Source organism: Mesorhizobium sp. LSJC285A00 (assembly GCF_000503155.1).
Taxonomy (GTDB): domain Bacteria; phylum Pseudomonadota; class Alphaproteobacteria; order Rhizobiales; family Rhizobiaceae; genus Mesorhizobium.
The window spans coordinates 22960-43046 of the sequence record NZ_AYVK01000053.1 but is presented as its reverse complement, the minus strand read 5'-3'; the positions used below and the strand labels follow the sequence as shown (position 1 = coordinate 43046).

Genomic DNA, 20087 nt, shown 5'->3' with positions numbered 1-20087 from the left:
CCGGATATCTCGCCATGCGCTACCGCACGCTTGATCCGAAACTGATCATCGACACCGCCGAGCGGCTGGAAGAGCGCGTCGCCGAGCGTTTTCCCGATGCCGGCCTGCGCGGCGTCGCCGCCGAACTGGTGTCGCTGTCGCGCGACCTGGCCAAGGCGGCGCAGGCGCTGGAAGCGCCGATCTGGTGGCTGCGCGGCGCCATCGTCGCCGCTGTTGCCGCCGGCGCGCTGATCTTCCTGTTCGTCGGCACCATCCTGCCGCTCATCCATATCTCGCAGGCCGATGATGCGGTGCAGTCGGTGCAAGGCATCGAAGCCACGATCAACATGATGATCCTTGCCGTGCTCGGCCTGCTGGCGCTGATCCGCACCGAGGAGCGCATCAAGCGCAAGCGGGTGTTTCGCCAGCTGCATGGGTTGAGATCGCTGATCCATGTCATCGACATGCACCAGCTGACCAAGGATCCGGCAGCATTGTCCGCCAATTTCAGGCCGACCGCGCATTCGCCGGCTCGCATCACCAATGCCGCCGACCTGGCGCGCTACCTCGACTATTGCTCGGAAATGCTGTCGATCACCGGCAAGATCGCGGCGCTGTTTGCGCAGTCCGTCAATGACGATGTGGTCATCGACGGCGTCAACGACGTCGAGAACCTGGCGTCCAACCTGTCGCGCAAGATCTGGCAGAAGATCACGCTGATCGAGAACCACCCGGCGGCGCAGCCCGTGCCGGCGCCAGGCCCGGCGAGCAAAGCGCCGGCTCCGAGGCGCGCACCAAAGCTGTGACGCGGCGGGCCCACGCGCCTGTTTTCGGGCTATGCGGGCCAAGGCCCGAGGCTCGCGGCAAGTAGACTATCCAGTGACGGCTTCCGGCGTCAGANTCCTTGTCGGCGAGGCTCAGGACGGCCCCCTGCAGGTCACCGATCTCGGTCGGCCGACCGCGCTGGAGGTCGTCCCACATCGACGAGCGCGCCTGCGGGTCGATGGCGAGCATGCGGCGGGCGACCAGCCGGAACAGCCAGTCCGGCAGCCGGAGCAGCTTCGGCAGCAGGCCGGGACGCAAGCCGCCGATCCGCGCCGGCGCGATATGTAACGCCTTCATCGCCGCCAAGGCCTCGTCGATCTGACCGGCCAGGATCCGCCGCCAGCGGCGGTCGGCAAGTTCGCTCGCCAGCGGCAGGCCGGACAAGGCGACAAGCGCGTTGTTGAGGTTGATCAGCAGCTTGCCCCACTGAACGGCTTTCATGTCGGGATGGGTTTCCACGCCAAGCCCTTCGACATCGAGAAGGCCGGCAAGGCCGGTCACGCCATCTTCGATCATGACCTTGCCGTTGCTGGCGCGATGCACGTGAAGCGGCAAATTGCCTATGGCCGACTGGACGACATTGAACGGCACCATGCCGGCGAGCACAGTCCGTCCACCGAGCCCGGCGCGTAACCGGTCGGCATTGCCGACGCCGTTCTGGAGGCTGACCACCACGACTTCGCCGCGCGCATGTCCGGCAACAAGCGACGCCATCTCCTCGGTAGCGCCGTTCTTGACCGTCACCAGCACCACGTCGGCACTGGCCAGGGCAGCGGCGGGATCAGTGGTGACGGACTCCGGCCGGATGGATCGGTCGCGATTATCGAGATCGGTGATGCGCAGGCCGCCGTCCAGCAAGACCGTCGCGATGCTTGGCCGCGCCAAAAACACCACCTTGCGTCCGGCCAGCGCCAGGCAGCCGCCGACATAGCAGCCTATGCTGCCGGCGCCGGCAATGACGATGGTCTTTTCGGCGTTGGCCATGCGATTATCTCGTGTTGGCCTGCACTATACGACAGGAAAACCATAATGTCGGCGGCAGGACCGGTCATCATCTCTGGCCGTGACAGGCCTTTCGCTTTCGACTATCGCTTTGCCCATGAAACTGCCGACCGATCCCGCCGCCAACCTCGCGACCCTCATACGCTGCGCCTCCGTAACGCCCGCCGAGGGCGGCGCGCTGGCTGCCCTGGAAGGCATGCTGAAGCCGCTCGGCTTTTCCGTCGAACGCCCGGTGTTTTCCGAAGACGGCACCCCCGACATCGAGAACCTCTACGCGCGTCGCTCCGGCAATGGGCCGCATCTGATGTTTGCCGGCCATACCGACGTGGTGCCGGCGGGCGACGAGGCGTCGTGGACGCATCCGCCCTTCGCCGCCGAGATCGCCAAGGGCGAGATGTATGGCCGCGGCGCCGTCGACATGAAGGGCGGCATCGCCTGTTTCATCGCCGCCGTGGCGCGCCATGTCGAGAAAAAGGGTGGTCCGAAAGGCTCGGTCTCGCTGCTGATTACCGGCGACGAGGAGGGGCCGGCGATCAACGGGACGACAAAACTGCTCGACTGGGCGGCGGCCAGGGGCGAGAGATGGGACGCCGCGATCGTTGGCGAGCCGACCAATCCGGACACGCTCGGCGACATGATCAAGATCGGCCGGCGTGGCTCGATGTCGGGCAGTGTCACGGTCAACGGCCGCCAGGGCCATGTCGCCTATCCATTGCTCGCCGACAATCCGGTGCGCGGCCTGATCAGCCTGGTCGACGCCTTGCTGTCGCCCGTCTTCGACAAGGGCACGAAGGATTTTCAGCCGACCAATCTGGAAGTGACCTCGATCGATGTCGGCAACCCGGCGACCAATGTTATTCCGGCCAAGGCGACAGCCACCTTCAACATCCGCTTCAACGACACATGGACTGCCGAGACGGTGCAGGCCGAGATCCATAACCGCCTCGACCAGGCGGCGAAGCGCAAGAAATACCGGACCGGCAAGACGCCGGTCGACTACGAGCTGATCTGGCGCGACCGGCCGAGCCATGTCTTCCTGACGCGCGACGACAAGCTGATCGAGACGCTGCGCGGGTCGATCAAGGCGACAGTCGGCAAGGAGCCGGCGCTGTCCACCTCGGGCGGAACCTCGGATGCGCGTTTCATCAAGGACTATTGCCCGGTGGTCGAGTTCGGCCTCGTCGGCAAGACCATGCACATGGTCGACGAGCGCGTCGCACTGGCCGACCTCGAGACGCTGACCCAAATCTACCAGCGCTTCATCGATGACTGGTTCGAGCAGGGCTGATCATGCTTTCGGTTGACGAGACCTCTTCATCGCTTAACGGCGCCTGGCGGCTGATGCTCGGAAAGGCCGACGGCTTGCGGCTGCTCGACCTTTCGGCGGACGGCTTCTGGAATTCCTTCTTCGCCATCGTCGTCGCCGCGCCGGCGATGATCGTCGGCTGGGTCGGCACGGCCAACGAGATCGGCGATCCCAATGCGTTCGCCGGCCGGCTGGGCATGTTGATTCGCCTGGCGACCGTCGACCTCGGCTCGTGGCTGCTGCCCCTGGTTGTGCTTGCCCTGGTCGCATCGCGCGCCGGCATCGGCGACCGCTTCGTCCACTATGTCGTCGCCAGCAACTGGGCGTCGGCGATCACTGCCTGGATGCTGCTGCCTTCAGCGCTGATCAGGCTTTTCCTGCCGTCTGGCAACCCGGTTGCCGAATTGGTGTGGCTGGTTCTGGTGGTGCTGTCGCTGGTACTCTCCTGGCGGATGACCAACGCCGCGATCGGCAAGGGCGCGGCTGTCGGCAGCGCCGTGTTCGCAGGCATGTTGGTGGTGTCTCTGGCCGTCTTGTTCGGCCTGGTGGCGCTGCTCGGCATCACTGTGCCGACCGCCGCTCCGGCTTAGAACTTTTCCGGATAGTCTACACCGACGAGAAAAAGCCCGTCGGGCGGCGCCACCTGGCCGCAGGCGGCGCGGTCTTGCGCCGCGAGCGCTGCCTTGAGGTCGGCGCCGGTCCAGCCGCCGTCGCCGACGCGTTTCAGCGAACCGACCATGGAGCGCACTTGGTTGTGCAGGAAAGAGCGCGCCGAGGCCCTGACTTCGATCAGGTCGCCCTGGCGGCTTACATCGAGCCGCTCCAGCGTCCGCACCGGACTGTTGGCCTGGCATTGCGTCGAGCGGAAGGTGGTAAAGTCATGTCGGCCGAGCAGGACTTTCGCCGCTTCGTGCATGGCGTTCGCATCGAGCCGCTTCGGCACCCACCAGACCTTGCCCTTTTCCATCGCTGCAGGCGCGCGCCGGTTGAGGATGCGGTAGAGATAGTGCCGCCCGGTGGCCGAGAAACGGGCGTCGAACTCATTGGGGACAACCGTCGCCTGCAGGATGGCGATGCGCGCGCCTGCCGCCTGCAGGTGCGCGTTGACGGCGTCGCGCACCTTGTCGTTTGGCCATGCCTTGGCGAGGTCGACATGCGCCACCTGGGCGGTCGCATGCACCCCGGCGTCGGTGCGGCCGGCGGCGCGTATCCGCACCGCCTCACCGCAGAATTTCTCGATCGCCTGCTCTATCGCCTGCTGCACCGAAGGCTGATCCGCCTGGTGTTGCCAGCCGGCGAAAAGGCTGCCGTCATATTCGATATCGAGACGAAAACGCGGCATACACCCTTCGTTCAGGCGGCGAGTGCGGTAAAGGCCTGGGCGTAGACCAGTTTGCCTTTTTCGGGTGCGTCACCCCAGGCCAGCGCCTGCAGCGCTTCGCCCTGATATTCGCTCTCGAACTTTTCGGCGCGCGCATGGCTGTAGCCGAAGCGGCCGTAATAGGCCGGATCGCCCAACACAACGGCGAGCGTCTCGCCGCCATCCCTGAGGCGGATATGCGCTTCGCGGATCAGCGCACCGCCAATGCCCGAGCCGTGGAACGAAGGTTCCACCGCCAACGGCGCCAGCGCCACGGCTGCGAACTGCTTGCCGCCGTTCTGGACGAACAGCCTGGAAAACAGGATGTGGCCGACCACCTGGCCGTCTTCTTCCGCCACCAGTTCGACAACGGCGTCGCCGCCGGTGACCAGAGCGTCGACCAGCCCGGCCTCCGCCTGCTGGCCGAATGCGTGTTCCTCGACCAGGCGTATGGCCTCGCGGTCCCGCGGCGTCGCGCCGCGTATCGACATCATGCTCATGAGAACTTCATTCCTTTTTCGATCTTGGCCCCGCGCAGAAACTCCTGCGCGGCAGCGGGCTTTCCGCCCGCCCGTTGAACTTCGACCAGCCTGACCGCGCCCGACCCGCAGGCGACCGTCAGCCGGTCATCGAGAATTCCTCCCGACTCGCCCATGCTTTCAGAAAGCGTGCCTTCCAAAAGCGTCGAGCGAAGCAGTTTCAGCCGTTCCGTGCGGCCGCCGATGTCGGCCTCGCACCAGGCGCCGGGAAATGGCGACAGGCCGCGAATGTGATTGTGGACCTCCGCAGCCGGGCGCGTCCAGTCCACACGTGTCTCCGACTTATCGATTTTCCTGGCGTAGGTCACCCCGTCAGCCGCCTGCAAAGTCGATGCCAGGGTATTTGTCTCCAATTGGGACAAGGCTTCCACCATCAGCGTGGCAGCAATATTCATCAAGCGGTCGTGCAGATCGCCGGCCGTCATGTCGGGCTCTATGGCGCATTTTTCAACCAGTGCCACCGGACCGGTGTCCAGGCCCTCTTCCATGCGCATCACCATCATGCCGGTTTCGACGTCGCCGGCCATAATGGCTCGCTGGATGGGAGCTGCACCACGCCAACGCGGCAAAAGCGAGGCGTGGCCATTGAGGCAGCCGAGGCGCGGAGCCTCCAGAATAGCCTTCGGCAACAGCAAACCATACGCGACGACGACTGCGACATCGGCACGCAACGCATGGAAAGCAGCTTGCTCGCCCTCGCCCTTCAGCGACAGCGGCGTGCGCACTTCGATGCCCAGCCGCTCAGCCTCGCGCTGCACCGGCGACGGTGTGAGCTCCAGACCGCGGCGGCCGGCGGCGCGCGGCGGCTGGGTGTAGGCGGCTGCTATCTCGTGCTCGGCCTCGGCAATCGCGCGCAGCACCGGCACCGAAAACTCTGGCGTGCCTATGAAGATGACGCGAAGCGGCATCTTCCCTATCCCACCAGCTTGCCCGGCGCCTTGTCCTTGGCGAGCTTCTTGAACTTCTTGACCACCATGTCGCGCTTCAGCTTCGAGATGTGGTCGATGAACAGCACACCGTTGAGATGGTCGATCTCGTGCTGCAGGCAGGTCGCCATCAGGCCTTCGGCCTCGATCTCCTGCAGCTTGCCGTCGCGGTCGAGATATTTCACGCGCACCGAGGCGGGACGCTCGACCTCGGCGTAATAGTCCGGGATCGACAGGCAGCCTTCCTCGTAGACCGAGCGAGCGTCGGCGCTTTCGAGGATTTCGGGATTGATGAAGACATGCGGCGCCGGCGGCTCGTCTTCCTTGGCGAGGTCGATGACCAGCATGCGCAGCGGCTCGCCGATCTGGATTGCGGCCAAGCCGATGCCCGGCGCATCATACATCGTCGCCAGCATGTCGTCGGCCAGTTTGCGCAAAGGCGCGTCGACGCGTTCGACCGGTTTGGAAACCTGGCGCAGGATAGGATCGGGAAGGATGATGAGCGGCTTGATCGACATGGCGCCTCACCTAAAACGTCGCAGGAGAAGCGTCAACCGGTGCGAATCGGTCTCGTTCACGTTTTGATCTGTGCCAGGTCTGCGAATCGGCTATGCTGGCGGGATGAACGACCTGAGCACCATCCTTTCCGAACCCGTTGCCCGGCTTGGCGCTACGACGATCACGCTCGGCCATGCACTGGCCATCGGCGCGCTGGTGTTTCTCGGCCTGTTCCTGGCGCTTGTCGTGGCGCTGTGGCGATCGGCCAAGGCGCGCACCATCGCCGCGGCGGAAGCTGCCGACCACGCCCGCGACGCCGAGGCGCGGATGGCCGGCATTTTGCAAAGCCAGGCCGAGATGCAGGGCCGCATGGGCGCCATCGCCGACGTGTTCGGCGCAAGGCAGGCCGAACTCAACCAGTCGATCGGCCAGCGCCTCGACGCCATGACCGGCAGGCTCGGTCAAACCATGACCGAACAGACCAAATCGACGCATGAGAGCCTCGCCAAACTGCAGGAACGGCTGGCGGTCATCGACACCGCGCAAGGCAACATTCAGTCGCTGGCCGGCCAGGTCGTGCAATTGCAGGCGATCCTGTCCAACAAGCAGACGCGCGGCGCCTTCGGCCAGTCGCGCATGGAGGCGATCGTCGCCGACGGCCTTCCGATGGGCGCCTACGAGTTCCAGGCAACGCTGTCAAACGGCAGCCGTCCCGACTGCCTGGTCAGGATGCCGAACGGTGCGCCGCAGCTTGCCATCGACGCCAAGTTTCCGCTGGAAGCCTGGAACGCCATCCGCGCCGCCGATGGCGCCGAACAACAGAAGATCGCGGCCCAGGCTTTCCGCCGCGACATCGAAATTCACGTCCGCGATATCTCGGAAAAATACCTGATCCAGGGCGAGACGCAGGACACCGCCTTCATGTTCGTGCCGTCGGAATCGGTGTTCGCCGAAATCCACGAGAATTTTGACGCCGTGGTCCAGAAGGCGCACCGGGCGCGTGTCATCATCGTCTCGCCGTCGCTTTTGATGCTGTCGATCCAGGTCATCCAGGCCATCCTCAAGGACGCCCGCATGCGCGAACAGGCGCATCTGATCCAGGGCGAGGTGATCCGGCTGATGGAGGACGTCGCGCGTGTCGACGAACGCGTGCGCCGGCTGCAAACGCATTTTGGCCAGTCGGCCAAGGATATCGACGAGATACTGGTGTCGACCTCGAAGGTGACCAAGCGCGGCCAAAAGATCGAAGCGCTGGAGTTTGGCGAAAGCGAAGCCGAAGTGCGCGGTGGCGGACCCGCCAAGGCCGAAGCCGGGGTGCGGGTGGCGGATTCCAAGACGGGGCAGCTCAGGCTACGTGTCGTCGAAGGCGACGATTAAAGTCTTTGTTTTGATGCATGTCGTTGTCCCAGAACCGCGGCACACTTCTGGGCGCCATGCATTAGACCGTAGCCACGATCACGTGCGCCTGGATCTTGGCCGCAACCTCGCCGCTGCCGTGTCTGGCTGCAATCACGGACGCGGCGTGATCGGTTGCGGCTTCCAGTTTTCCTCTGGCCTCGATTTCGTTGCGAAGCGGAGTTCCCTGGCAATAGGCAACCGCCGGAAGGCGCGGCGAGGAGGCACGGCTTTGTTCGGCCCTCGTGTCGATCACCACACGGGAGAAACCTGCGGCTTCCAACTCGCCGCGGATCAATGCAATGTCATTGTAGCCGTGCGGCGTGCGGGCGAGAAAGCGGGGCGGATCGTTCGGAAAAATCTCCGCAAGAGCATTCGTCACATCATTGGCGAATACATTCTCTTCGATGCGATCCCACACGTTGAACAGGAAATGGCCGCCGGTCTTCAGGACCCGCTTTGCTTCGCGATAGCCGGCGGCTCGGTCGGGAAAGAACATCGCGCCGAACTGACAGCAAACGAGATCGAAAGCCGCATCTTCGAACGGCAGCGCCAGAGCATCCGCCTGACGCCATTGTATACGACTGTCGGGAGCTTGTCGCGAGGCCGCGTAGTCGAGCATAGGCTGGTTGAGGTCGGTCACGACATAGCTTGCGCCGGGAGACAGTTTTGGAGCCAATGCGCGGGTGACAACGCCGGTACCGGCGGCGACTTCCAGGACGGCGCCGGGCGACAAGGACGCTGCCCGTCGTGCCAAATCCGCGGCGAACGGCTCGAAGATCAGCGGCACCATGTAATGGTCGTAGTTTTCCGGAATCGAGCCGGCAAACACTTTGTCCGTTTCCGACATTGCTATCCCCCGCCATCCGTTTGATGGCTAGCCTAGCACATTATTGGCTGGTTTGGGCCGCGTTTAACCGGGAGGCAGGTGCTACTGCGCCTCTACGATGCTTACGCCCTCGAATTCCGGAAGCCAGTGCAGGGCCGATCGGTGCCATTTCTGTTGGGTCGGAACGAGATCCTCGCGTTGCCGCGCGGTCCCCGCCCTGATCCCATAGACCTTCGGCCCGTCGCCAACCGACGTTGCGTAAAGATGGGAACCGCAGTCGCCGCAGAACGCCTGGGCACGCTTGGCGCCGCTCGATCCCGTCTTGATATAAACCTTCGGTGTGCCCTTTGTGATCCTATAATGATCCTCAGGCGCGGGAACAGTGACACGAAAGGCGGTACCGGTCAGTTGCTGGCAGTCGGTGCAATGACAGATAGAGGTCTTTTCCGGGTCGACGTCTGCTTCATAAGTTATGGCGCCGCAATGGCACCCACCATCGATTTTCATCGTTGATTCTCCGAAATCCGTCGGGTGATCTTAGCGGGACCAGGCGATGGCGCCAACGGTGGACTGCTGGTCCAGAACTAGTCCGACGCCGCCTCGACCTGCTTGCGCCGGTGCTCCCAGGTTCCGGTCGTCTGCGGCTTGACGAACAGTCTGGTGATCTCCGGCATTTCTTTTTTCAAGAGCGCCTCGATGCGCTCGACACAGGCTTCGATCTCAGGCGCCGTCAGATGGTCCTCGAATTCGATGCTCAGCCCAGCGACGATCTGTTGCGGGCCGAGATGGACGGTGAGAACGCCGTTGGCCCGCTGCACTGCCGGATCCTGCTGGGCGATGGCCAGCACCTTGGCCTGCACTTCCGGCGAGGCCGGCTCACCGATGAGCAATCCCTTGCTTTCGCGCGCCAGAAAGATGGCGGTGGCGCCGAGGATCATCGCGATGCCGATCGAGGCGACGCCGTCGAGCTCGGGCATGTCGAGGAGTTCGGCCGCCAATATGCCGGCGAAGGCGACGAACAGACCGAGCAGGGCGGCGCTGTCCTCGAACAGGATCGTGTAGACGCTCGGATCCTTGCTCGATTGCACGGCCTGCAGCCAGCCTTGGTTGCCCTTCTGCTGGCGGAACTCCTTCAGCGCCACGTACCAGGAGCTGCCCTCGAACAGCATTGAGAGGCCCAGCACAATGTAGTTGATTTTGGGATTGGCGACCGGCTGAGGCGCCATGATGTGGACGACGCCTTCATAGAAGGACACGCCAGCGCCGAGCGCAAAGACGAGCAGGGCGACAATGAAGCTCCAGAAATACAGCTCGCGGCCATGGCCGAGCGGGTGCGTGCGGTCCGGCGGACGGGCGGCGCGGTGCATGCCGTAGAGCAGCAGCCCGCCATTGCCGGTATCCACCAGCGAGTGCACGCCTTCCGACAGCATCGCCGAGCTGCCGGTGAAGAAGGCGGCGACGAATTTGGTCATAGCAATAGCTAAATTACCGGCGAGCGCCGCGTAGATGACCGTCTTCGACCCGCCATGCGCTGCCATGCTGTCCCTCCAAGGCGCCCAATGTAACGGCCTGCCGCCGAGCTCCACAGGCATCACAACGCACGAATCGCCTGGTCGTTCAGGTTGAAGGCCAGCTTGCGGAAAGACGCCCCTATTCGATGATCTCGTCCGTCCACACCTTGAAACCAGCCAGCGTGCCCGGTCCGAAGATGTGGGTCAGCGGCACGTCGGCGGCGTCGCGACCCGACGCGATCAGGATGCGGCCGATGCGTGGCGAATTGTTGCGCGGGTCAAAGACATGCCAGCGGCCACCGAGATAGACCTCCATCCAGGCTGCGAAATCCATGCTCGCCCAAGGTTTGGGCAGGCCGATGTCGCTGATGTAGCCGGTGCAGTAGCGGGTCGGGATGTTTAGCGCACGGCAGAAGGTGACGGCGAGGTGGGCAAAGTCACGGCAGACGCCGCTTTGCTCGCGATAGGCTTCGGCCGCGGTGCGCGTCGGTCGGGCATTGCCGTAGCTGAAGACGATGTGGTTGTGGACGAAATCACAGACCGCCTGGACGCGGGCAATACCGAGCGGCGTATGCCCGAACAGCCGCCAGGCTTCGCTGGCCAGCAGATCGCTCTCGCAAAAGCGGCTGGGCAACAGGAACAGCAATGTGTCCGACGGCAGGTCGCGAACCTCATGCTGCCAGGCCATCAGGTCGCCCATCTCGAAGGTACCGGGGTCGCGGATTACCGAATCGGTGCCGAAGGTGAAGCGCCCGGGCGGGGCGACGAAACGGTTGCACCAATTGCCGAAACTGTCGCGGTAGCTCTGGATCGGCACCGGCGGGCTGGAGGTCAGGAAATCCGGGCGCTCGAGATCGGAGGCCCTGGAGTAGTGGACGTTGAGCATCGCGATGAGCGGCGTTTCCTGCGGAAAATCGAAACTCATCTCGCTGCCGATGCGGATTCGCATTGTCGTCCTGACCGCACTGCCTGATCATCGCCGGGCGAAGGCATGGCCGATGCTGCAGTGCGAAGGCAACCATGGCACGGACCGGAATGGTTTACGAGCAAATTAGAAACCGGTTGAAAGCGGCCCGACGGCGCCGGCGACAGACGCCCGCCCCCTTGCAGTCCGGCGTTTCTCTTGTTTCACTTGGCCTCCCAGCAACTGGAGGAGCGAATCATGGCTAAAGGTGCGATGAAGGCGGGCAAGGAAGCTCGGAAGCCGAAAAAAGACGCCAAGAAGCCCGCAGCGGCTCCGGCACTCAAGGCGCCGCCCGTCAAGGCGATGAGGCTCAAGGAAAAGTAAGCCCGCCTCGGAAGATCTTGGACGGTTGAAATCCGGACAACCGTTTCGGCGCAGATTTTGACACCGGCGGCATGAACGATGCGGCCGGTGTTTTTGTTGATCGCACCGGCGCAGCCGCTTATACCGAAGCGGCGAGGACGACCTCGCGCCTTTCTCAAAAGTCCGGCCGGGACGCCCCGCCATCCTCATGGAAGGAGTGCATCCCGATGTCGTGGATTTTTCTGTTCTTCGCTGGTCTGTTCGAAATCGGCTGGGCGATCGGCCTCAAATACACTGACGGCTTCTCGAAGCCGCTGCCGACGGTGCTCACTGTCGCCTCGATGATCATCAGCCTCGGGTTGCTCGGCCTGGCGCTCAAGACGCTGCCTGTCGGGACGGCCTATGCGGTGTGGACCGGCATCGGCACGGTCGGCACGGCGCTGCTTGGCATCTGGCTGCTGGGCGAGCCGGCGACGGCCATCCGGCTCGCCTGCATTGCGCTCATCGTCTGCGGCATTATGGGGCTGAAGCTCGCCGCCTGAGCAAAGCAACCAAGGAAATCGACGCACAAACACATTCAGGGCCGCTGGAAGGCGACCCTGATGTCCGATCGTTTCGATCGAAGCGTTAGCGGGCGGAGAAGCCCGGAGGCGTCCTGCCGGTACGCTGCTTGCGGGCCGCATAGCGTGCGTCGCGCTTGGCCTTGCGTTCGGCTTCGTCGGCCAGCAAACGGGCAATGCGCTCGTTTTCTTCGGCTTCCTTGATCTTCGCTTCAGCCTGCGCTGCCTCTTCGGCCGCAATACGCGCCGCTTCGGCTGCTGCCTCGCGCTCGGCCTTCTCGACCGCCTCGCGTGCCAGCTTTTCCTGCTTCAGCCTGGCCTTTTCGGCCTCGCGTATCTCGCGAGCCTCAAGAATCGCCTTGCGTTCGGCTTGTTTGGCCAGAACCGCAGGATCATCAGCCGCCGGCTTTGACTTGAAGCGCTCCAGAAGCGCCTTCTTTGCCTCGTTCGCGGCATTGCGCCGCTCGAAAATGTCTTTTTCCCTGTAGATAGCCAAGTCCACTTCCCTGAAGTCAATTCGCGACGCTTACATACGCGCGAAAACCGAGAGTTCAAGCGCCAAAACGGTATGCCAGCCATGAAAGTTTATGCTGTTGCAGCCGGGAGACGCGTTTTCCCTGAAACAAAGCCGGCCGAAACCGACATGCACTGTTCACCATCCGCCCCTCTGGCGGCCGGGGCGGCTCGCCGCTACCTCTAGCGGCAAATCAGAACATTTGGATGACATGCCATGGAACTCGGTCTCTACACTTTCGCCGACGTCAGCCCGGAGCCCGGCCCCGGCGCGATCGGCCCGCATCAGCGACTGCGCAATCTGATCGAGGAGGTCGAGCTGGCCGACCAGGTCGGCCTCGACGTCTTTGGTCTGGGCGAACATCACCGCCCCGACTATGCCGCGTCCGCGCCGGTGGTGGCGCTGGCCGCTGCCGCCGAACGCACCAAGCGCATCAAGCTGACCAGCGCGGTCACCGTGCTGTCCTCCGACGATCCGGTGCGCGTCTTCCAGCAGTTCGCAACGCTCGACCTTTTGTCGGACGGCCGGGCCGAGATCATGGCCGGGCGCGGCTCGTTCATCGAATCCTTCCCGCTGTTCGGCTACAATCTCGAGGACTATGACGAGCTGTTCGCCGAAAAGCTCGATTTGCTGCTGGCCATCCGCGATAATGTAAATGTCACCTGGTCCGGCAATCTGCGCGCGCCCATCAACGACCGCGGCGTCTATCCGCGGCCGCTGCAGGACAAATTGCCGATCTGGATCGCAATAGGTGGAACGCCGCAATCTGCGGCGCGCGCGGGCGTGCTCGGCCTGCCGCTGGCGCTGGCCATCATCGGCGGTGAGCCGGCGCGGTTTGCACCGCTGTTCGACATTTATCGCGATGCCGCCAGGCGGGCCGGTACCGACCCCTCGGGCCTTGCCACCAGCATCAATGTGCACGGCTTCATCGCCGGGACCACTGAACAGGCGGCCGACGATTTCTACGGCCCGCAGGCCGAAGTGATGAACCGCATCGGCCGCGAGCGCGGCTGGGGCCCGACCTCGCGGGCGCATTTCGATCAGTCGCGTGGTCCGAACGGCGCGCTGTTCGTCGGTAATCCGGAGCAGGTGGCGGAAAAGATCGTCGCCCAGCACAAGATCTTCAACAATGACCGCTTCCTGCTGCAGATGGCGATCGGCGCCATGCCGCACGCCAAGATCATGAAGGCGATCGAACTGTACGGCACCAAGGTGGCGCCGATCGTGCGCAAGGAGACCGCCAAGCCCGGCGTCGCCGTCGCAGCGCCAGCCGCCTGAGCGACGGGCGGCCCGGATTGAGGGCCTTGCCGGCTAACGGAACCTTGGGCTTGCAGAGGCGTTTCCGTCAGGGGAATGCACCAATTGCGGTGCGCCGCTGAGGGAAAATCATGAAAGCCGAACCCGCCGCTTTGGGTGCTGGCCTTGCCGAAACCGAAGAGGCGAGAGTTGTGGCGCGTGCCGACACGCATCTGATGCGTTCGCTGCTCATCGGGATCTTCCTGTTCATGGCCATCTACGCGCTGTATTTCGCGCGTGCTTTCTTCATGCCGGTCATCCTCGCCTTCCTGCTGACGCTGACGCTGACACCAATCGTGCGCTTCCTGCGCAAGCGCGGCATTCCGGAAGTGGTTTCGGCGACAATGTTGGTCGTGCTGTCGATCTGCGTCTTCGGCGTTGCCGGCTATCTGCTCAGCGGCCCGGTCATCGACCTTCTCAACAACACCTCGTCGATCGGCCAACAACTTACCGAACGGCTGGCGCAATTACGGCGTCCGCTCGAGAGGATCATGCAGATCTCGCATCAGATCGAACAGATGACGGAGACCTCGCAGGAGCCGGGCATCCAGAAGGTGGCGATGGCACAGTCCGGCGTCCTGTCGGCCGCCGCCAGCAACGTCCTGTCGGCGGGGACAAGCCTGACCATCATCTTCGTGCTGTCGCTGTTCCTGCTGGCGTCAGGCACGATGTTCTATGAGAAGATCATCCAGTCCTTCGCCAGCCTCAGTGAGAAGAAGCGGGCCTTGCGCGTCGTCTATGACGTCGAGCGCGAAATCTCGCATTATCTGCTCACCGTCACCGTCATCAATGCCGGTCTCGGCGCGGTTATCGGCCTTGGCCTGTGGGCGCTCGGCATGCCCAACCCGCTCGTCTGGGGAACGATGGCGGCGCTGCTCAACTTCCTGCCCTATGTCGGCGCGCTGATCACCATCGTGCTGGTCAGCGTCATTGCGATGATCAGCTTCGACTCGATCACCTACGCCCTTTTGGCGCCGGGCTTCGTGCTTTTGTGCGACATCGTCGAAGGCCAGTTCGTTACGCCGATGGTTGTCGGCCGACGCCTCGAGATCAACGCCGTGGCGATCTTCATCGCCATCGCCTTCTGGTCCTGGCTTTGGGGCTTTGTCGGCGCGCTGATGGCGGTGCCGCTGTTGGTCGTCGTCAAAGTGTTCTGCGATCATTTCGATGGCCTCAGCCATGTCGGCAATTTTCTCGCCGCACAGCAGACGGCCGTGGTGGAGGAAGAAGCGGCCGAAGAGAACGGAAAGGCAGCGGCATAAGCTTGCCGCGCCTGCCCGTCATCGCGCATTTGTTGTCTTCAGGCGGAGTGCCTATATCGAGCCGGTCAAGCCGGACCCTGCGATGAAAGATGCCTCCTTCGACCTCGATTCCTATTTCGACCGCATCGGCTATCGCGGCCCGATCGATGCTCCGCTCGGCACGCTGAGCGCGCCGCATCGCCAGCGTCCGCAGGCGATCCCGTTCGAGAATATGGACCCGTTGCTTGGCACCAGCTCGACATCGTCATTCCCGACCGCGCCTTCGAAACCAGGGTCAGGCAGTTGAACATCGTAAAGGCTTGAGGCCCATGACCGCACTTTCCGTTCTCGACCTGTCGCCGATCGTCGAAGGCAGCGACGCCTCGCAATCGCTGGCAAATTCGCTCGACCTGGCCCGCCATGCCGAGCGGCTCGGCTACAGGCGCTACTGGCTGGCCGAGCACCACAACATGCCGGGCATCGCCAGCGCGGCGACCGCCGTCGTCATCGCCCATGTCGCCGGCGGCACCAAGACCATCCGCGTCGGCGCCGGTGGCATCATGCTGCCCAACCATGCGCCGCTGGTGATTGCCGAGCAGTTCGGCACGCTGGCGGCACTGCACCCCGGCCGCATCGACCTCGGCCTCGGCCGCGCGCCCGGCACCGATATGGGAACAGCGCGCGCGCTGCGCCGCAATCTCGAGGCGTCAGACAATTTCCCCCAGGATGTCGTCGAGCTGATGGGCTATTTCCAGCCGGCCGCGGAAGGCCAGCGTATCCACGCCGTGCCCGGCGAAGGCCAGAAGGTGCCGGTCTGGATCCTCGGTTCCAGCCTCTATGGCGCGCAGCTCGCCGCCATGCTCGGCCTGCCCTATGCCTTCGCCTCGCATTTCGCGCCGGCCGAACTGGACCATGCGCTGGAGATCTACCGTTCGCGCTTCCAGCCTTCGGAACAGCTGGACAAGCCCTATGTCATGCTCGGCCTCAACGTTTTCGCCGCACCGACCGATGGAGAGGCAAAACTGCTGTTCACCTCGCTCCAGCAGGCCTTCGTCAATCTGCGCACCGGGCGGGCCGGCCGCCTGCCGCCGCCGGTCGAGGGCTATGACCAGACGCTCGAGCCGATGGCAAAAACCATGATTTCGCAGGCGCTGTCCTGCGCCGTGGTCGGCTCGCCCGAAACCGTCCGGCAAGGCATAGACGCGTTCGTGCGCCGCACCGGCGCCGACGAGCTGATGGTGACCGCGCAGATCTTCGACCATGCGGCACGCGTGCGCTCGTTCGAAATCCTGGCCGAGGCGCATAAATCGCTGTCGCAGGCCGCGTGACGCTTTTGCCTGTGTCTGCTGTGGGCAGGCGCCTTCCTCAGCCAGGAGCCGCCTCTCTCACGCATAGGTGACGTTTTCTTGTGGTTTCGAAGCCCTGACTGGGCGCTTCGCCGGGGGATCGCGCAGATCCTGGGGTTTGAGCGCGGTTTGAGCACATCCGGGCCGCCGGGCGGCTGTTCAAAGGCGCCAAGCGCGGCGCGGTGGATGCCATGCGCAGAATGCTTGCGCCCGATGCCGCCTGTTCTTATATACGCGCCAAGCCGCCCAGTGCCGGAATGCCGGTTGCCGGAGCGGAATTTCTTGTGAACAGGGGCTTTCGTCGGAACGCCTTACGGGTCCTGAGAGCCTGCTTAGCGGAGAGACTAGAAAAATGGCAAAAGTAATCGGTATCGATCTCGGCACCACCAACTCCTGCATCGCCATCATGGATGGCAAGGAGCCCAAGGTCATTGAAAATGCGGAAGGCGCGCGCACGACGCCTTCCATCGTCGCCATCTCGGGCGACGGCGAACGTCTCGTCGGCCAGCCGGCCAAGCGCCAGGCGGTCACCAATCCTGAAAACACCATCTTTGCGGTCAAGCGCCTGATCGGCCGCCGCTATGACGACCCGGTGACGGAGAAGGACAAGAAGCTTGTCCCCTACAAGATCGTCAAGGGCGACAATGGCGATGCCTGGGTCGAGGCCGGCGGCAAGAAGCAGTCGCCCAGCCAGATCTCGGCCATGATCCTGCAGAAGATGAAGGAAACGGCGGAGGCCTATCTCGGCGAGAAGGTCGAGAAGGCGGTCATCACCGTTCCGGCCTATTTCAATGACGCCCAGCGCCAGGCCACCAAGGACGCCGGCAAGATCGCCGGCCTTGAGGTGCTGCGCATCATCAACGAGCCGACGGCTGCAGCACTTGCCTACGGCCTCGACAAGAAGGATGGCAAGACCATTGCCGTCTATGACCTTGGCGGCGGCACGTTCGACATTTCGGTGCTCGAAATCGGCGACGGCGTGTTCGAAGTGAAGTCGACCAATGGCGACACCTTCCTCGGCGGCGAGGATTTCGACATGCGTCTCGTCGAATACCTGGCGGCCGAGTTCAAGAAGGAACAGGGCATCGACCTGAAGAACGACAAGCTTGCGCTGCAGCGCCTCAAGGAGGCGGCTGAAAAGGCCAAGATCGAGCTGTCGTCGACGACGCAGACGGAAATCAACCTGCCCTTCATCACCGCCGACGCGACCGGCCCCAAGCACCTGACGCTGAAGCTGACCCGCGCCAAGTTCGAGCAACTGGTCGACGATCTCGTCCAGCGCACCATCGAGCCCTGCAAGGCGGCGCTCAAGGATGCCGGGCTGAAGGCTGGCGAGATCGACGAAGTGGTCCTGGTCGGCGGCATGACCCGCATGCCCAAGATCCAGGAGATCGTGAAGCAGTTCTTCGGCAAGGAGCCGCACAAGGGCGTCAACCCGGATGAAGTCGTCGCTTTGGGCGCCGCCATCCAGGCCGGCGTGCTGCAGGGCGACGTGAAGGACGTGCTGCTGCTCGACGTGACGCCGCTGTCGCTCGGCATCGAGACGCTGGGTGGCGTGTTTACCCGCCTGATCGAACGCAACACGACGATCCCGACCAAGAAGAGCCAGGTGTTCTCGACCGCTGAAGACAGTCAGTCGGCCGTGACCATCCGCGTCTTCCAGGGCGAGCGTGAAATGGCTGCCGACAACAAGGCGCTCGGCCAGTTCGACCTGGTCGGCATTCCGCCGGCGCCGCGCGGCGTGCCGCAGATCGAGGTCACTTTCGACATCGACGCCAACGGCATCGTCAACGTTTCGGCCAAGGACAAGGGCACCGGCAAGGAGCACCAGATCCGCATCCAGGCCTCTGGTGGCCTTTCGGACGCCGACATCGAGAAGATGGTCAAGGACGCCGAAGCCAATGCCGAGACCGACAAGCAGCGGCGTGCTTTGGTCGAGGCCCGCAACCAGGCCGAGGCGCTGGTGCACTCCTCCGAGAAGTCGCTGAAGGAATATGGCGACAAGGTTTCGGAAACCGAGCGCACGGCGATATCGGAGGCTATCACGGCGCTGAAGGCTGCTGCCGAAGGCGACGATGCCGCCGACATCGAGGCCAAGTCGCAGACCCTTGCCGAAGCATCCATGAAGCTCGGCCAGGCCATGTACGAAGCTTCGCAGAAGGAAGCGGCGGAAGCCGACGCCAAGGCGGACGCGGCCAAGGATAGCGACGTGGTCGACGCCGATTTCGAGGAAATCGACGAAAACGACGAGAAGAAGAAGTCGGCCTGACCGGTTGACGGCAAATAAAGCGGAAAGCCCGGCGCAAAGCCGGGCTTTTTTGCAACCCTCGCTGAAAAAGTGCGGGCCTTGCCGAAAAAGTCACTGAAAAACACAGGCACAAGCGCGCCGGCCCTAGCATCCGGGCAGCACCGCTCCTAAATCGAGACAACGTGCCGGCAAACGACGCAACATGCATCAAGACGTTGAGCATCCGGACTGCGGGAAAAGATGAAAGCTGATTTCTACGAGACGCTGGGCGTGCAGAAGGGCGCCGACGAGAAGGAGCTCAAGAGCGCTTTCCGCAAGCTGGCCATGCAGTTCCATCCCGACCGCAATCCCGGCGATCACTCCTGCGAGCATAAGTTCAAGGAAATCAACGAAGCCTACGAAACGCTGAAGGACCCGCAGAAGCGCGCGGCCTATGACCGTTTCGGTCACGCCGCCTTCGAGCAGGGCGGCATGAATGGCGGCGCGCAAGGTTTTGGCGCCGGCGGCTTCGCCGACATTTTCGAGGATATTTTCGGCGACATGATGGGCGGGCGCCAGCGCCGCTCGTCGGGCGGCCGCGAGCGTGGCGCCGATTTGCGCTACAATATGGAAATCACGCTGGAAGAAGCGTTTGCCGGCAAGACCGCGCAAATCCGCGTGCCGGCCTCGATCTCATGCACGGAATGCTCCGGGACCGGCGCCAAGCCCGGCACCCAGCCGTTGACCTGCTCGATGTGCCATGGCCACGGCAAGGTACGAGCGACACAAGGCTTCTTCTCGATCGAGCGTACCTGCCCGCAATGCCAAGGCCGCGGCCAGACGATCAAGGACCCGTGCCCGAAATGCGCCGGCCAGGGCCGCGTCACCGAGGAACGCTCGCTGTCGGTCAATATCCCGGCCGGCATCGAGGACGGCACCCGCATCCGGCTTGCCAATGAGGGCGAGGCGGGCCTGCGCGGCGGCCCATCGGGCGACCTCTATATTTTCCTGGCGGTGAAGCCGCATGAATTCTTCCAGCGCGACGGCGCCGATCTCTACTGCAAGGTGCCGATATCGATGACGACGGCCGCCCTTGGCGGCTCGTTCGAGGTGACGACGCTGGACGGCAGTCAGACCAAGGTGAAAGTGACCGAAGGCACGCAGAACGGCCGCCAGTTCCGCCTCAAGGGCAAGGGCATGCCGGTGCTGCGCCAGCCCAATGTCGGCGACCTCTATATCCAGACCGCGGTCGAAACGCCGCAAAACCTGTCGCGCCGCCAGCGCGAGCTGCTGGAAGAGTTCGAGCAGCTGTCGTCGAAGGACAATTCGCCCCAGTCGAGCGGCTTTTTCGCCCGCATGAAGGACTTTTTCGAATCCTTCGGCGAGCACTGAACCCAAACCAAGGCCGCCACGCTTCCCGAACGTCATCAACATCTTATGCCAGATCGCGCCTTGCCTTGGACCTG

General features: G+C 63.6%; 22 protein-coding genes. 12 read left to right on the top strand and 10 right to left on the bottom strand.

Features of this window, described 5'->3' with window-relative positions; genetic code table 11:
- The first annotated feature begins 14 nt into the window (after nt 1–14).
- A complete protein-coding gene (locus X726_RS140260) occupies nt 15–785 on the top strand; it encodes a hypothetical protein (RefSeq protein ID WP_023673220.1) in 771 nt (256 codons plus the stop codon).
- Here X726_RS140260 and X726_RS140265 read toward each other — a convergent pair.
- Nucleotides 691–1788: a 2-dehydropantoate 2-reductase gene (locus X726_RS140265; RefSeq protein ID WP_023673219.1), complete on the bottom strand. Its 1098-nt coding sequence runs from the start codon at nt 1786–1788 to the stop codon at nt 691–693. The two genes, X726_RS140260 and X726_RS140265, sit on opposite strands and share 95 nt — an antisense overlap.
- A gap of 115 nt (nt 1789–1903) precedes the next feature.
- Here X726_RS140265 and dapE point away from each other — a divergent pair, with 115 nt between their 5' ends.
- Nucleotides 1904–3094 (top strand): succinyl-diaminopimelate desuccinylase, encoded by a 1191-nt coding sequence (dapE, locus tag X726_RS140270; RefSeq protein WP_023673218.1) that lies wholly within the window; start codon nt 1904–1906, stop codon nt 3092–3094.
- A 2-nt stretch (nt 3095–3096) separates the two neighbouring features.
- The gene (locus X726_RS140275) at nt 3097–3702 is read left to right on the top strand and encodes a hypothetical protein (RefSeq protein WP_023673217.1); all 606 of its coding nucleotides are present in this window, start codon (nt 3097–3099) and stop codon (nt 3700–3702) included.
- Here the strand turns inward: X726_RS140275 and truA are convergent.
- The 4 genes from truA to def are packed head-to-tail and all read right to left on the bottom strand — an operon-like array spanning nt 3699 to nt 6455.
- The gene (truA, locus tag X726_RS140280; protein WP_023673216.1) at nt 3699–4454 is read right to left on the bottom strand and encodes a tRNA pseudouridine(38-40) synthase TruA; all 756 of its coding nucleotides are present in this window, start codon (nt 4452–4454) and stop codon (nt 3699–3701) included. The genes X726_RS140275 and truA overlap by 4 nt on opposite strands.
- 11 nt (nt 4455–4465) lie before the next feature.
- Complete coding sequence (locus X726_RS140285) at nt 4466–4972, bottom strand: N-acetyltransferase (protein ID WP_023673215.1); 507 nt, start codon at nt 4970–4972, stop codon at nt 4466–4468.
- The gene (gene fmt, locus X726_RS140290) at nt 4969–5919 is read right to left on the bottom strand and encodes a methionyl-tRNA formyltransferase (RefSeq protein WP_023673214.1); all 951 of its coding nucleotides are present in this window, start codon (nt 5917–5919) and stop codon (nt 4969–4971) included. The genes X726_RS140285 and fmt overlap by 4 nt, the downstream gene beginning before the upstream one ends.
- 5 nt (nt 5920–5924) lie before the next feature.
- Entirely contained in the window at nt 5925–6455 is a 531-nt protein-coding gene (def, locus tag X726_RS140295) for a peptide deformylase (RefSeq protein WP_023673213.1), read from the bottom strand.
- 103 nt (nt 6456–6558) lie between these two features.
- Between def and X726_RS140300 the strand changes: the two genes are divergently transcribed.
- The gene (locus tag X726_RS140300) at nt 6559–7812 is read left to right on the top strand and encodes a DNA recombination protein RmuC (RefSeq protein ID WP_023673212.1); all 1254 of its coding nucleotides are present in this window, start codon (nt 6559–6561) and stop codon (nt 7810–7812) included.
- 61 nt (nt 7813–7873) lie between these two features.
- On the opposite strand, the gene X726_RS140305 is transcribed toward X726_RS140300, so the two are convergent.
- The 4 genes from X726_RS140305 to X726_RS140320 all read right to left on the bottom strand — a co-directional run bounded on the left by X726_RS140305 (nt 7874) and on the right by X726_RS140320 (nt 11119).
- Entirely contained in the window at nt 7874–8680 is an 807-nt protein-coding gene (locus X726_RS140305; protein ID WP_023673211.1) for a class I SAM-dependent methyltransferase, read from the bottom strand.
- A gap of 81 nt (nt 8681–8761) precedes the next feature.
- Nucleotides 8762–9166, bottom strand: coding sequence for a GFA family protein (locus X726_RS140310; RefSeq protein ID WP_023673210.1), 405 nt, complete (start codon nt 9164–9166; stop codon nt 8762–8764).
- A gap of 77 nt (nt 9167–9243) precedes the next feature.
- Nucleotides 9244–10197, bottom strand: coding sequence for a cation diffusion facilitator family transporter (locus X726_RS140315; protein ID WP_023696044.1), 954 nt, complete (start codon nt 10195–10197; stop codon nt 9244–9246).
- Between the two features lie 112 nt (nt 10198–10309).
- The gene (locus X726_RS140320; protein ID WP_023673208.1) at nt 10310–11119 is read right to left on the bottom strand and encodes a transglutaminase family protein; all 810 of its coding nucleotides are present in this window, start codon (nt 11117–11119) and stop codon (nt 10310–10312) included.
- A 213-nt stretch (nt 11120–11332) separates the two neighbouring features.
- Here X726_RS140320 and X726_RS1000000172320 point away from each other — a divergent pair, with 213 nt between their 5' ends.
- Both X726_RS1000000172320 and sugE read left to right on the top strand, forming a co-directional pair.
- Nucleotides 11333–11458 carry a hypothetical protein gene (locus X726_RS1000000172320; protein ID WP_006200611.1) on the top strand — a complete coding sequence of 42 codons (126 nt, stop codon included), beginning with the start codon at nt 11333–11335 and terminating at the stop codon, nt 11456–11458.
- Between the two features lie 206 nt (nt 11459–11664).
- The gene (gene sugE / locus X726_RS0136580) at nt 11665–11979 is read left to right on the top strand and encodes a quaternary ammonium compound efflux SMR transporter SugE (protein ID WP_023681326.1); all 315 of its coding nucleotides are present in this window, start codon (nt 11665–11667) and stop codon (nt 11977–11979) included.
- 85 nt (nt 11980–12064) lie between these two features.
- Here the strand turns inward: sugE and X726_RS140325 are convergent, their stop codons facing one another.
- Nucleotides 12065–12493 (bottom strand): DUF6481 family protein, encoded by a 429-nt coding sequence (locus X726_RS140325; RefSeq protein ID WP_023673205.1) that lies wholly within the window; start codon nt 12491–12493, stop codon nt 12065–12067.
- Between the two features lie 234 nt (nt 12494–12727).
- Here X726_RS140325 and X726_RS140330 point away from each other — a divergent pair, with 234 nt between their 5' ends.
- From X726_RS140330 to dnaJ, 6 genes are all read left to right on the top strand, one after another.
- Nucleotides 12728–13789, top strand: a complete 1062-nt coding sequence (locus X726_RS140330; RefSeq protein ID WP_023673204.1) for an LLM class flavin-dependent oxidoreductase — start codon at nt 12728–12730, stop codon at nt 13787–13789.
- Between the two features lie 110 nt (nt 13790–13899).
- Entirely contained in the window at nt 13900–15069 is a 1170-nt protein-coding gene (locus X726_RS140335) for an AI-2E family transporter (RefSeq protein WP_023673203.1), read from the top strand.
- Between the two features lie 82 nt (nt 15070–15151).
- A complete protein-coding gene (locus X726_RS140340) occupies nt 15152–15355 on the top strand; it encodes an arylamine N-acetyltransferase (protein WP_023673202.1) in 204 nt (67 codons plus the stop codon).
- A gap of 22 nt (nt 15356–15377) precedes the next feature.
- Entirely contained in the window at nt 15378–16376 is a 999-nt protein-coding gene (locus tag X726_RS140345; RefSeq protein WP_023673201.1) for an LLM class flavin-dependent oxidoreductase, read from the top strand.
- A gap of 370 nt (nt 16377–16746) precedes the next feature.
- Nucleotides 16747–18663 (top strand): molecular chaperone DnaK, encoded by a 1917-nt coding sequence (dnaK, locus tag X726_RS140350; protein WP_023673200.1) that lies wholly within the window; start codon nt 16747–16749, stop codon nt 18661–18663.
- A 219-nt stretch (nt 18664–18882) separates the two neighbouring features.
- Entirely contained in the window at nt 18883–20013 is a 1131-nt protein-coding gene (gene dnaJ, locus X726_RS140355) for a molecular chaperone DnaJ (RefSeq protein ID WP_023673199.1), read from the top strand.
- The last annotated feature ends 74 nt before the right edge of the window (nt 20014–20087 follow it).

What these genes read in the sequence shown, in the direction of transcription:
- X726_RS140310 (WP_023673210.1), bottom strand. Translation starts at nt 9,166, where the DNA reads ATGAAAATCGATGGTGGGTGCCATTGCGGCGCCATAACTTATGAAGCA.
- dapE (WP_023673218.1), top strand. Translation starts at nt 1,904, where the DNA reads ATGAAACTGCCGACCGATCCCGCCGCCAACCTCGCGACCCTCATACGC.
- X726_RS140340 (WP_023673202.1), top strand. Translation starts at nt 15,152, where the DNA reads ATGAAAGATGCCTCCTTCGACCTCGATTCCTATTTCGACCGCATCGGC.
- fmt (WP_023673214.1), bottom strand. Translation starts at nt 5,919, where the DNA reads ATGCCGCTTCGCGTCATCTTCATAGGCACGCCAGAGTTTTCGGTGCCG.
- X726_RS140345 (WP_023673201.1), top strand. Translation starts at nt 15,378, where the DNA reads ATGACCGCACTTTCCGTTCTCGACCTGTCGCCGATCGTCGAAGGCAGC.
- def (WP_023673213.1), bottom strand. Translation starts at nt 6,455, where the DNA reads ATGTCGATCAAGCCGCTCATCATCCTTCCCGATCCTATCCTGCGCCAG.
- X726_RS140300 (WP_023673212.1), top strand. Translation starts at nt 6,559, where the DNA reads ATGAACGACCTGAGCACCATCCTTTCCGAACCCGTTGCCCGGCTTGGC.
- dnaJ (WP_023673199.1), top strand. Translation starts at nt 18,883, where the DNA reads ATGAAAGCTGATTTCTACGAGACGCTGGGCGTGCAGAAGGGCGCCGAC.
- X726_RS140260 (WP_023673220.1), top strand. Translation starts at nt 15, where the DNA reads ATGCGCTACCGCACGCTTGATCCGAAACTGATCATCGACACCGCCGAG.
- X726_RS140285 (WP_023673215.1), bottom strand. Translation starts at nt 4,972, where the DNA reads ATGAGCATGATGTCGATACGCGGCGCGACGCCGCGGGACCGCGAGGCC.
- truA (WP_023673216.1), bottom strand. Translation starts at nt 4,454, where the DNA reads ATGCCGCGTTTTCGTCTCGATATCGAATATGACGGCAGCCTTTTCGCC.
- X726_RS140320 (WP_023673208.1), bottom strand. Translation starts at nt 11,119, where the DNA reads ATGCGAATCCGCATCGGCAGCGAGATGAGTTTCGATTTTCCGCAGGAA.
- sugE (WP_023681326.1), top strand. Translation starts at nt 11,665, where the DNA reads ATGTCGTGGATTTTTCTGTTCTTCGCTGGTCTGTTCGAAATCGGCTGG.
- dnaK (WP_023673200.1), top strand. Translation starts at nt 16,747, where the DNA reads ATGGCAAAAGTAATCGGTATCGATCTCGGCACCACCAACTCCTGCATC.
- X726_RS140330 (WP_023673204.1), top strand. Translation starts at nt 12,728, where the DNA reads ATGGAACTCGGTCTCTACACTTTCGCCGACGTCAGCCCGGAGCCCGGC.
- X726_RS140335 (WP_023673203.1), top strand. Translation starts at nt 13,900, where the DNA reads ATGAAAGCCGAACCCGCCGCTTTGGGTGCTGGCCTTGCCGAAACCGAA.
- X726_RS140315 (WP_023696044.1), bottom strand. Translation starts at nt 10,197, where the DNA reads ATGGCAGCGCATGGCGGGTCGAAGACGGTCATCTACGCGGCGCTCGCC.
- X726_RS1000000172320 (WP_006200611.1), top strand. Translation starts at nt 11,333, where the DNA reads ATGGCTAAAGGTGCGATGAAGGCGGGCAAGGAAGCTCGGAAGCCGAAA.
- X726_RS140275 (WP_023673217.1), top strand. Translation starts at nt 3,097, where the DNA reads ATGCTTTCGGTTGACGAGACCTCTTCATCGCTTAACGGCGCCTGGCGG.
- X726_RS140305 (WP_023673211.1), bottom strand. Translation starts at nt 8,680, where the DNA reads ATGTCGGAAACGGACAAAGTGTTTGCCGGCTCGATTCCGGAAAACTAC.